Source organism: Rugamonas rubra, assembly GCF_900114705.1.
GTDB classification, from domain to species: Bacteria; Pseudomonadota; Gammaproteobacteria; order Burkholderiales; family Burkholderiaceae_D; genus Rugamonas; species Rugamonas rubra.
Genome location: NZ_FOTW01000007.1, coordinates 239,116 through 249,647, shown reverse-complemented (window position 1 = coordinate 249,647; position 10,532 = coordinate 239,116). Strand labels below are relative to the sequence as shown.

Sequence of the window (10,532 nt, the reverse complement as noted above, 5' to 3'; positions counted from 1 at the left end):
CGACTCCATTTCATTTGCGCCAGCAAGGTAAACCAGTGCCCCAACGATACAACACCGCCGGCCATGCCGGCCTTCCCGACCACCGCGCCGGCGCCCAGCGCGCCGCCCCTTCCATGCGGGCGGCGCAGCGCGGCGCGCTGGCCCTGGCCATCCTGTGCAGTCCCGCGCTGGTCTACGCCCAGGCGCAGAATCCGCCGCCGGCGCAAGTGCCGGACGCCGGCCGCCTGCTGGAAACCTACCGCGCGCCGGCCTTGATCGCGCCGCCCAAGGCCGGCGGTCCGGTGCTCCCCGACAGCAAGGCGAACAACGGCGTGCAGCTGGCCGGCGCCCAGCGCGTGATGGTGCGCCGCTTCACGCTGCAAGGCGTCGGCGCGGTACCGGAGGCGGCGCTGCAGCAGTTGTTGCAACCCTACACCGGCCGCGAGCTGAGCTTCGACGAACTGAACCAGGCCGCCAACGCCGTCAGCACCTACTACCGCCAGCAGGGCTATTTCCTGGCCACGGCGGTGCTGCCGGCGCAGGAGCTGGGCGAGGGCGAGGTGCGCATCCTGGTGCTGGAGGGACGTGTCAGCGAAATCCGCCTGGTGCCCGACGCCACCGTGCGGCTGAAGCCGGCGCAGGCGCGCCGCTACCTCGACGCCCTGGTGCCGCTCGGCCAGGCGCTGCGCGCCGCGCCGCTGGAACGCGCGCTGCTGCTCACCGACGACTTCCCCGGCATCAGCGCGCGCACCGAGCTGAGCCCCGGCGCGCAGCGCGGCGAGACGGCGCTGGACGTGGCGCTGAAGGAAGGCCCTCTGCTCAACGGCAACGTCGGCCTGGACAACTCCTCCAACCGCTACACCGGCCGCGTGCGCCTGCAGGGCGGCCTGAACCTCAACGACATCGGCGGCATGGGCGGCCAGGCCTCGCTGCTGGCCTCGACCACCGGCAAGGACTTCAACTACGGCCGCGTCGGCTACGTGATGCCGCTGGGCGACCACGGCACCCGCGTCGGCGCCGCCTACTCGCACCTGCGCTACCGGCTGGGCGCCGAGTTCGCCGCGCTCAACGGCTTCGGCGGCGCCGGCGTGGCCCAGCTGCTGCTGACCCATCCCTTGCTGCGCTCGGGCGACACCAACGTGCAGCTGCGCGCCGGCTACGACGACAAGCGCTACACCAACGACGCCAACGGCGCCCGCACCAGCGACAAGCGGGTGCGGGCGCTGCCGCTCGGCCTCAGCTACACCCGCCAGGACGCGCTGTTCGGCGGCGGCTACAGCATCGCCGCGCTCGACGTCACCGTCGGCCGGGTCGACCTGTCGGGCAACGCCGCCGCGCTGGCGGCCGACGCGGCCAGCGCCGCCACCCACGGCCACTTCACCCACAGCAACTACCAGCTCGGCCGCTACCAGCGGGTCGGCGCCGGCCTCACCGCCATCGCCAGCCTGAACGGCCAACTGGCCACGCGCAACCTGGAGTCGGGCGAGAAGATGTCGCTCGGCGGCCCGGGCCGCGTGCGCGCCTACCCGGCCGGCGAGGCCAGCGGCGACGCCGGCTACGTCGCCACGCTGGAGGGCCGCTACGAGCTGGCGGCGCTGAAGTCGGAGCTGGCCGCCTTCTTCGACTACGGCCACGTCACGCTCAACCACACGGTGTACCCCGGCGCGCTGGCCGTCGGCGGCCCCGGCAACAGCTACAGCCTGAAGGGCGTCGGCCTGGGCTGGACCTGGCGCCCGCTGCCGCGCACCTCGCTGCAAGTGCAGCTGGCGCGCAAGCTCGGCAGCAATCCCGCCCGCAGCGCCAAGGGCAACGACGCCGACGGCAGCTCGGCGCGCAGCCGCGCCTGGTTCCAGATCTCCAGCTACTTCTGACCACTTGCCATTCCCGCGCGCGGCGCTTGTCAGCGGCGCCGCAGTTGGCTACTCTGGACGCCTACGGCGCTGCGCCGGTGTGTCGAGTCAACAACGGAGGATGTCATGGCCTATGTCGATGGTTTTGTGGTTCCTGTACCGAAGAAGAATCTGTCCGCCTACAAGGAAATGTCGCTCGCCTGCGGCGCCGTCTGGAAGGAGTACGGCGCGCTGGAGTTCCGCGAGTGCATAGGCGACGACGTGCCGCCCGGCAAGGTCACTTCCTTCCCCCTCAGCGTCGACCTGCAGGACGGCGAGGTGGTGGCGTTCTCCTGGATCGTCTACGCCTCGCGCGCCGCGCGCGACGAGATCAACGACAAGGTCATGAAGGACGCCCGCGTCAAGGCCTTCATGGACCCGGCCGCCATGCCCTTCGACGGCAAGCGCATGATCTACGGCGGCTTCGAGATGCTGGTCGACCTGTAACCATGCCGCGAAAGGGCCGCTTCCGATGAGCAACAAGCCTTCCCACGCGGCCGATTTGCGCGGCCTGTCGCAACTGACCGTGAGCGCCGTCACCGGCGTGGCCGAGCTGGCCGAGGCGGTGCATCTGAACATCCTGCAGCAGGTGCCGGCGCCGGTGGCGCAGCCGCTGTCGCGCGTCACCTCGCTGGTGTATCGCGGCGTGCGCGGCGTCACCAAGCTGGTCGGCGGCGGCATCGACAGCGTGCTCGGCAAGCTGCAGCCCCTGCTCGGCGAGCAACAGGGCTGGGCCGGCCGCGAGGCGCTGCTGGCCGCCGTCAACGGCGTGCTGGGCGACCATCTGGAGCACAGCGGCAACCCGCTGGCCATCCCCATGCGGTTCCGCCGCGACGGCAAGCCCTTCGTGGCCGCTGCCGGCGTTGGCGGCGCCGTCACCGGCCGCGTGCTGGTGCTGGCGCACGGCCTGTGCATGAACGACCTGCAATGGCGGCGCGACGGCCACGACCACGGCGCCGGGCTGGCGCGCGAGCGGGGCTATAGCAACATCTATCTGCACTACAACAGCGGCCGGCATATCTCCAGCAACGGCCGCGAGCTGGCCGAGCGGCTCGAGGCGCTGCTGGCCGACTGGCCGGTGGCCGTCGAGGAGTTGGTCATCGTCGGCCACAGCATGGGCGGCCTGGTGGCGCGCAGCGCCATCCACTACGCCACGCAGGCCGGGCTGGACTGGCCGCGCCATGTGAGCAAGCTGGTCTGCCTGGGTTCGCCGCACCACGGCGCGCCGCTCGAGCGCGGCGGCAACTGGTTCCACGTCATCACGGACGCCAGCCGCTACACGGCGCCGTTCTCGCGCCTGGGCAAGATCCGCAGCGCCGGCATCACCGACCTGCGCCACGGCAGCGTGCTCGACGAGGACTGGAACGGCAAGGACCGCTTCGCCCACGGCGGCGCGCTGCCGCAACCGTTGCCGCTACCGGCCGGCGTGGCCTGCTACGCGCTGGCCGCCAGCATCAGCCGCGAGAACGGCGGCCGCAACGGCCGCCTGGCCGGCGACGGCCTGGTGCCGGTGGCCAGCGCGCTGGGCCGCCACGACGACGCGCGCCGCCAGCTCGCCTTCGCCGCCGACCGGCAGGCCGTGGTCCACCGCACCCACCACATGGAGCTGCTCAGCTCGCCGGAGGTCTACCGCACGCTGCTGGGCTGGCTGTAAGGCCGCTGGCGGCGTCCGCCGGCGCTTTCCCCCGCCCGGTCCGCCGGGAGCGGCGCGGCGTCGGCTAGGGGCCTCTGCAGCAGCCGGTGGACCGCCAAGCGCGCTGGCGTGGGCGGCACTGTGGCGGCCCGGGGTTCGTCTGCCGTTCATCTTGCATGGGGCGCCGGCCGGAACCGGCCATCTCTGGCAGAATGGCGTTTCCCCATACCATCGAGAGAACCGCCATGATCCAACTGCACCACCTGAAGCAATCGCGCTCGCGCCGCATCACCTGGCTGCTGGAGGAGCTGGGCCTGGACTACGAGGTGGTCTCCTACGACCGCGACCCCGTCACCCGCCTGGCGCCGCCCGAGCTGGCGCGCATCCACCCGCTGGGCAAGGCGCCGGTGCTGTGCGACGACGGCCAGGTGCTGATCGAGTCGGGCGCCATCATCGAGTATCTGGTGCGCCGCTACGGCCAGGGCCGTTTCGCCCCCGCCGTCGACACGCCGGCCTACAACCGCTACCTCCAGATGCTGCACTACGCCGAGGGCTCGGCCATGCTGCCGCTGATGCTGGCGCTGTACACCAGCCGCCTGGGCGAGGGCGCCGCGCCGCTGCAACCGCGCATCCAGAGCGAGATGAAGAACCACCTCGGCTACCTGGAGGGCGAGCTGGCCGGCCGCGACTACTTCGTCGGCGACGAATTGAGCGGCGCCGACATCCAGTTGTCCTTCATTGTGCAGATGGGCGTCAAGTCCGGCGGCGGCGCCGCCGTCTACCCGAACCTGGCGGCCTTCGTCGAGCGCATCGAGGCGCGTCCCGCCTACCAGCGCGCCAAGACGCGCCACGGCGAGTAGTTTAGCCCCAAACCCCACCCCGGGACGCATAAGCCGGGGTCTGACCCCGTGAGGGGTCAGACCCCTATGCTTGAGGGTTCAGGGCCGGCGCCCTGCCAACAGCGGCGAACCCTTAGTCTTGCAGCGTCGCGCGCACCGCGCCGCGCAGGGCGTTGCACAGCACGATCTCCTCGGCGCCCTGCAGCATGGCGCGGTCGATCACCCGCTCTTGCGCCGCCCAGGCCGGATCGTCCAACAGCACGCCGCGCATCACGCCCGGCAGCAGGCCGCAGCTGAGCGGCGGCGTGTACCAGCGGCCGTCCAGCTTGACGAACACGTTGCTGCGGCCGCCCTCGGTCAACTCCCCCCGCTCGTTGAAGAACAAGGTGTCGAAGGCGCCCTGCGCCTCGGCGGCGCGCCAGGCCGCGTCGTAGCGCGCCCGCTCGCTCGACTTGTGGCGCAGGAACAGCTCGCTGGAGCTGGTGGCGTCGGCCGCCAGCAGGGCCCGCACCGGTTCGGCCAGCGGCGCCAGCGGCGCCCGCTGCACGGCGAAGGCGCCCGACTGCGCCAGCGCCAGCCGCACCCGGTGCGGCACGCCCGGCGCCAGCTCGGCGCAGGCGGCCGCCAGGTAGGCGCGCGCCGCCGCCAGGTCGCAGGCGAAGCCGAAGTAGGCGGCCGACGCGGCCAGCCGCGCCAGATGCCGCTCCTGGTGGCGCGCGCCCTGTTCGCGGCTGGCGTACAGCGTCTCGAACAATTCGAAGTCGTTGCTCAGGCCGGTCAAGAAGCTGGCCTTGAGCTGGCATTCGGCGAACTCCTGCGCCGCGTCGCTGTCGTGGACGATGCCGGCGCCCACCCCCATCTCGCCGCCGCGCACGCCGTCACGCGGCGCGCCCAGGACCAGCGTGCGGATCGGCACGGACAGGCAGAAGTCGCCGACGGCGCCGGCCGGCGCCGGCTCGAACCAGCCGATGGCGCCGGTGTACAGGCCGCGCGACGCCGGCTCCAATTCGGCGATGATCTCCATGGTGCGCCGCTTCGGCGCGCCGGTGATCGAACCGCAGGGGTAGAGCGCCTGGAAGATCTCGGCCAGCGTGGTGCCGGGCCGCAGCCGCGCCGTCACGGTGGAGGTCATCTGCAGCACGCGGCTGTAGCGGCGCACCTCGAACAGCGCCGGCACCTCGACCGAGCCGGTGGCGGCGATGCGGCCGATGTCGTTGCGCAGCAGGTCGACGATCATCAAATTCTCCGCCCGGTTCTTCGGATCGGCCGCCAGCGCCGCCGCGCGCCGCGCGTTCTCCTCCGCCTGGTTGGCGGCGGCGGCCGGCGCCGTGCCCTTCATCGGCCGCGCCGTCAGCGCGCCGCCGGTGTGGCGCACGAACAGCTCGGGCGACAGCGACAACACGGCGCTGCCGTCGTCCAGCGCCACCAGCGCGCCGTAGGGCACCGGCTGGCGCGCCCGCAGCCGGCTGTACAAGGCGAACAGCGAGCCGAAGGCGTCGAAGCGCAGCCGGTAGGTGTAGTTGACCTGGTAGGTGTCGCCCGCCTCGATGTAGCCGTGGATGCGCGCCAGCGCCGCCGCGAAGGCCGCCTGGTCGACGTTGGCAGCGACACCGCCGATGCCGGCCGCCTGCTCCAGCGGGAAGCTGCGCGCCGCCAGCCAGTCGCCCACCTCGGCGGCGGACAGCGTCTGGCACTGCGTGAACAGCAGCACCCGGGCCAGCGGCGTGCCGTCCGGCGGCGCGCGCCGCGCCGCCGCCGGCAATGCCAGCAGCTCGCCGCCCAGCTCGTAGCTGCACAGCGCCACGGCGTGCAGGCCGTTCGCCAGCGCCTGCTGCATCTCGGCCAGCAGGGCCGGCCAGCCGGCTATGTCGTGGCAGACCAGTGTGCCGGCATGGCCGGTGTACAGGCGCGAGCGGGACTGCGTGCCGCCGTCCGGGCTGGCGTCGTCGAGCAGGGCGAAGCAGGCCTCGGTGTTCATGCGCGGGCGCGGCCGGCGGCGGCGGAGTTGGGACGGTTCAGGCGGTTCATGCAGCGGGGGTGGTTCATACAGCGTTTGCGACCTTGGTTACGACAGCAGTAGTGCGATGTGCAGCGCGGCGTCCTGCGCCGGGTTGTTCTTGAAGCCGCTCTTGGCGTAGCGGTGCCAGCGGCCCAGCACGAAGCAGACCAGCACGGCTGCGCGCGCCGCCACGTCGGCCTCGTGCGCCTGGCCCTCGACCACGGCGATGCGCAGCGCCTGCTTGAGGGCCAGCTCGACGCGGTCGTGGAACTGGTTCATGCGCTGCTGCAGCCGCTCGTCCTCGTTGACCAGGGCGTCGCCGATCAGCACCCGGGTCATGCCCGGGTTGTTGCTGGCGAACTGCAGCAGCATGCCGACGATGTCGCGCGCCTGCGCCAGGCCGTCGCTCTGCCGCTCGCTGATCTGGTTGACCAGGCCGAACACGGTCGATTCGATGAACTCGATCAGGCCCTCGAACATCTGCGCCTTGCTGGCGAAGTGGCGGTACAGCGCCGCCTCGGAAAAGGCCAGCTTGCGCGCCAGCGCGGCGGTGGTGATCTTGTCGCCCTTGGGCTGTTCCAGCATTTCCGCCAGCGCCTGGAGGATTTGAATCCGGCGCTGGCCCGGCGGTGTGCTTGCCATGTGATCTCGATAGGGACGATTGGGAAAAAACCAAAGAATTGCGGCGTTCAGCGCAAACGATGCAGGCGCGCGGGCAGCAGCCGGACAGATTTTACTTTGACATCGACCCAAGCGGGGCGATTTAGCGTCTTCAAGGGATGGGCCAGGCCGTGCGTGTCGTCGCGCCGCAGGTACTGGGTGACCCAGGCGGTGCGCATGCCCAGCGCGTGGGCGCTGCGCAGGTTGGCCAGGGTGTCCTCGACCAGGATGCAGCGGCGCGCCGTCAGCCCCTGGCGGCGCATCAGCTGGCGCAGCATCAGCTTGGACGGCTTGGGGCGCAGCTGGCGGTGCACCTTCATCGCCTCGACCGCGATGTGGTGCGAGAAGTGGCGCTGCAAGCCCAGGTGGCGCAGCACGGCGGCCGAATAGCGGTGCGGCGCGTTGGTGAACAGGATCTTGCGGCCGGGCAGGCGGCGCAGCAGCTTGCCCAGGCCGCGCTCGGCGCGCACCATCGAGGCCAGGTCGGCCATCTCGTGGGTGGTGCGCAGGAAGTGCTCGGCGCTGACGCCGTGGTGTTTCACCAGGCCCAGCATGGTGGCGCCGTAGCGCCGCCAGTACAGCGTGCGCGCCGCGTCGACCGCCGCGCTGCCGGCCGGCGTGACGCCGTCGCCGAGCACCTCGGCGATGTAGGTGTTCATGTTCGCCATCAACTGCGGGAAGATCGCGTGCGAAGCATTGTGCAAGGTATTGTCGAGGTCGAACAACCAGACCGGGGAGGAAGAGTTAATATTCACGAAATTCTCAGTTCTCGCTATCAAAAGGAAGCCATGCGCGCAAAGTTTACAGTGATCTTCCTCGGCCTGCTCTGGCTCGCCCTCGGCCCGGCCTGGGGCGCCGAGCCGGCGGCCCGGCCGCCGGCGCAAGTCCAAGCCCAAGCCCAGCAGCAGCCCAACCGTGGCGCGCTGTTCAAGGTGTCGCAGGGCGAGCGCACACTCTACCTGTTTGGCACGATCCATGTCGGCGCCGCCGATTTTTACCCGCTCGAGGCGCGTTTGGCGGCGGCGCTCGAGCGCGCCCCCGTGCTGGCGCTGGAGATCGACCCGCTGGGCGACCAGCAGGCCGTCGCCAAGGCGCTACAGCAGCACGGCATGCTGCGTCCGGGGGCCACGGCCTCGGCGCAGCTGGCGCCGGCCTGGCGGCCCCGCCTGGCCCGTCTGCTGCGCCGCTACGCCATTCCGCCGCAGTCGGTGGCCGGCATGAAGCCCTGGCTGCTGGCCAGCGTGCTGACGGTCAGCGAGTTCGCCGCCCTGGGCTACGACACCGGCCTGGCGGTCGACGCCCACCTGTCGCGCCAGGCCCACGCCCGTGGCCAGGCCATCGTCGAGCTGGAGTCGGTCAACGGCCAGATGGCGCTGTTCGACCGCATGAGCGGCGCCGAGCAGCTGCGCTTCCTGCAGGAGGGCATCGCCGCCATCGAGGACAAGGAGCAGGCCACGCAGGCGCGCCAGATCGCCGACGCCTGGCGCCACGCCGACGCCGCCGCGCTCGAGGCGCTGGCCGACAAGGCGGCGGCCGACCAGACCTTGTCCGGCCGCTTCGTGCAGAAGGTGCTGCTCGACGAGCGCAATCCGCCGCTGGCCGACGCCATCGCCAAATTGCTGGCGCGCGAAAACAACAGCGTGGCGGCGATCGGGATCTTGCATCTGGTGGGGAAAAACAGTGTGCCGGAACTGCTGCGCAAACGCGGCATGGCGGTGGAGCGTATCTACTAGGGGAGGGTGCTGCGGAGGGGGTGCTGCAAAATGGTGCCCTTTACGTGGATTGAACACGTGGCCTCTCCCTTACCAAGGGAGTGCTCTACCACTGAGCTAAAAGGGCATTGTTGTGGCGACGCTGTAAAAGCCGGCAAATACCGCGTCGCCGTTTTTTCAGTGCGAACGGATCATAGTGCCAAAAGCCTGTTCGGTCAATACCTCGAGCAATAAAGAGTGCTCAATTCGTCCATCGATGATGTGGACGGTGTTGACGCCGGACTTGGCCGCATCCAGTGCCGATGAAATTTTAGGCAGCATGCCGCCCGAAATCGTCCCGTCGGCGAACATCTCGTCGATCTCGCGCGCCGACAAGTCGGTCACCAGGTTGCCCTGCTTGTCCTGCACGCCGGCGATGTTGGTCATCATGATCAACTTCTCGGCCTTGAGGATCTCGGCGATCTTGCCGGCGACGACGTCGGCGTTGATGTTGTAGGCCTGGCCGTCCTGGCCGAAGCCGATCGGCGAAATGATCGGGATGAAGGCGTCGTCCTGCAGCGCCTTGACCACGGCCGGGTTGATCGCGTCGATCTCGCCGACGAAGCCGATGTCGAGGAACTGGCCGGGGTTTTCCTTGTCCGGCATGGCCATCTTCTTGGCGCGGATCAGGCCGCCGTCCTTGCCGGTCAGGCCGACCGCTTGGCCGCCGTAGTGGTTAATCAACATCACGATGTCCTGCTGCACCTCGCCGCCCAGCACCCACTCGACCACTTCCATGGTTTCCTCGTCGGTGATGCGCATGCCTTGCACGAAAGTGCCCTGCTTGCCGATTTTCTTCAGCGCGTTGTCGATCTGCGGACCGCCGCCGTGCACCACCACCGGGTTCATGCCCACCAATTTGAGCAAAATGACATCGCGCGCGAAGCCGTGCTTCAGGCGCTCGTCGGTCATCGCGTTGCCGCCGTATTTGATGACAATGGTTTTGCCATGAAAATTGCGGATGTATGGCAAGGCCTCGGCCAGAATCTGCGCCTTGATCTGCGGTGCCACCGCTGTCAGGTCGTCAGTCATGCCTAGGTTCAGGTTAGTCAGTTGGGTCATGGCGAGTCCGAAAATGAATTTTCTGCGATTTTACAGCCTGCAGCTGTGCTCAAGTACGCATTATAGGGCCATCTTGTTGTAATTTCCTGAGCGATCAATTAGGCTCCCAGCATATGACCGCCGACACCACCGCCATCGACGCCCTGCACCGCCAACTGGAGGCCATGCGGCCCCAGCTTGTCAGATTCGCACAATTGCAGCTGCGCAACGCGGCGCTGGCCGAGGACGCCGTGCAGGACGCCCTGATCGCCGTGCTGGAAAAGCCCGAGCGCTTCGCCGGCCAGTCCTCGCTGCGCACCTACGTGACCGGCATCCTCAAGTTCAAGATCATCGACAACCTGCGCGCCACCACCCGCGAACGGCAGATCGAGACCGCCGACGACCAGTCCGAGGACGACGCCATCGACGCCCTGTTCCACGCCGACGGCCACACCCGCGAGCAGCCGCTGGCCTGGGGCGACCCCGACCGCACGCTCGAGCAGAAGGACTTCTTCGCCGTGCTCGAGGTCTGCCTGGACAAGCTGCCGGCCAAGACGGCGCGCATTTTCATGATGCGCGAGTGGCTCGACCTGGAGACCGACGAAATTTGTAAGGAACTGGCGATCAGCACGTCTAATGCCTGGGTACTGCTGTATCGGGCCCGCATGCGCCTGCGCGAATGCCTCGACCTGAACTGGTTCGGCAAGCGCCAGGCCGGCTAACCCGACATCGAACAAAGCG

General features: G+C 69.4%; 10 protein-coding genes and 1 tRNA gene. 6 read left to right on the top strand and 5 right to left on the bottom strand.

Annotation, left to right across the window (positions count from 1 at the left end; all coding sequences use genetic code 11):
* Positions 1-35: 35 nt before the first annotated feature.
* The 4 genes from BM252_RS07480 to BM252_RS07465 all read left to right on the top strand — a co-directional run bounded on the left by BM252_RS07480 (position 36) and on the right by BM252_RS07465 (position 4,361).
* A complete protein-coding gene (locus BM252_RS07480) occupies positions 36-1,850 on the top strand; it encodes a ShlB/FhaC/HecB family hemolysin secretion/activation protein (RefSeq protein WP_174900450.1) in 1,815 nt (604 codons plus the stop codon).
* A 105-nt stretch (positions 1,851-1,955) separates the two neighbouring features.
* Complete coding sequence (locus BM252_RS07475) at positions 1,956-2,315, top strand: DUF1428 domain-containing protein (RefSeq protein ID WP_093385738.1); 360 nt, start codon at positions 1,956-1,958, stop codon at positions 2,313-2,315.
* A 25-nt stretch (positions 2,316-2,340) separates the two neighbouring features.
* A complete protein-coding gene (locus BM252_RS07470; protein WP_093385735.1) occupies positions 2,341-3,522 on the top strand; it encodes a PGAP1-like alpha/beta domain-containing protein in 1,182 nt (393 codons plus the stop codon).
* Between the two features lie 224 nt (positions 3,523-3,746).
* Positions 3,747-4,361, top strand: coding sequence for a glutathione S-transferase family protein (locus BM252_RS07465; RefSeq protein WP_093385732.1), 615 nt, complete (start codon positions 3,747-3,749; stop codon positions 4,359-4,361).
* A 112-nt stretch (positions 4,362-4,473) separates the two neighbouring features.
* Here the strand turns inward: BM252_RS07465 and pabB are convergent, their stop codons facing one another.
* From pabB to BM252_RS07450, 3 genes are all read right to left on the bottom strand, one after another.
* Positions 4,474-6,318 carry an aminodeoxychorismate synthase component I gene (pabB, locus tag BM252_RS07460; protein ID WP_093385730.1) on the bottom strand — a complete coding sequence of 615 codons (1,845 nt, stop codon included), beginning with the start codon at positions 6,316-6,318 and terminating at the stop codon, positions 4,474-4,476.
* Positions 6,319-6,405: 87 nt separating this feature from the next.
* The gene (gene slmA, locus BM252_RS07455; protein WP_093385727.1) at positions 6,406-6,981 is read right to left on the bottom strand and encodes a nucleoid occlusion factor SlmA; all 576 of its coding nucleotides are present in this window, start codon (positions 6,979-6,981) and stop codon (positions 6,406-6,408) included.
* 47 nt (positions 6,982-7,028) lie between these two features.
* Complete coding sequence (locus tag BM252_RS07450) at positions 7,029-7,748, bottom strand: pyrimidine 5'-nucleotidase (RefSeq protein WP_425442272.1); 720 nt, start codon at positions 7,746-7,748, stop codon at positions 7,029-7,031.
* 39 nt (positions 7,749-7,787) lie between these two features.
* Between BM252_RS07450 and BM252_RS07445 the strand changes: the two genes are divergently transcribed.
* Positions 7,788-8,732, top strand: coding sequence for a TraB/GumN family protein (locus tag BM252_RS07445; RefSeq protein WP_093385722.1), 945 nt, complete (start codon positions 7,788-7,790; stop codon positions 8,730-8,732).
* Positions 8,733-8,763: 31 nt separating this feature from the next.
* On the opposite strand, the gene BM252_RS07440 is transcribed toward BM252_RS07445, so the two are convergent.
* A tRNA-Thr gene (locus BM252_RS07440) sits at positions 8,764-8,838 on the bottom strand.
* Between the two features lie 50 nt (positions 8,839-8,888).
* Positions 8,889-9,782, bottom strand: coding sequence for an acetylglutamate kinase (argB, locus tag BM252_RS07435; protein WP_093385720.1), 894 nt, complete (start codon positions 9,780-9,782; stop codon positions 8,889-8,891).
* A gap of 143 nt (positions 9,783-9,925) precedes the next feature.
* On the opposite strand from argB, the gene BM252_RS07430 reads away from it, so the two are divergent.
* Positions 9,926-10,513, top strand: coding sequence for a sigma-70 family RNA polymerase sigma factor (locus BM252_RS07430; protein WP_093385717.1), 588 nt, complete (start codon positions 9,926-9,928; stop codon positions 10,511-10,513).
* Positions 10,514-10,532: the final 19 nt, after the last annotated feature.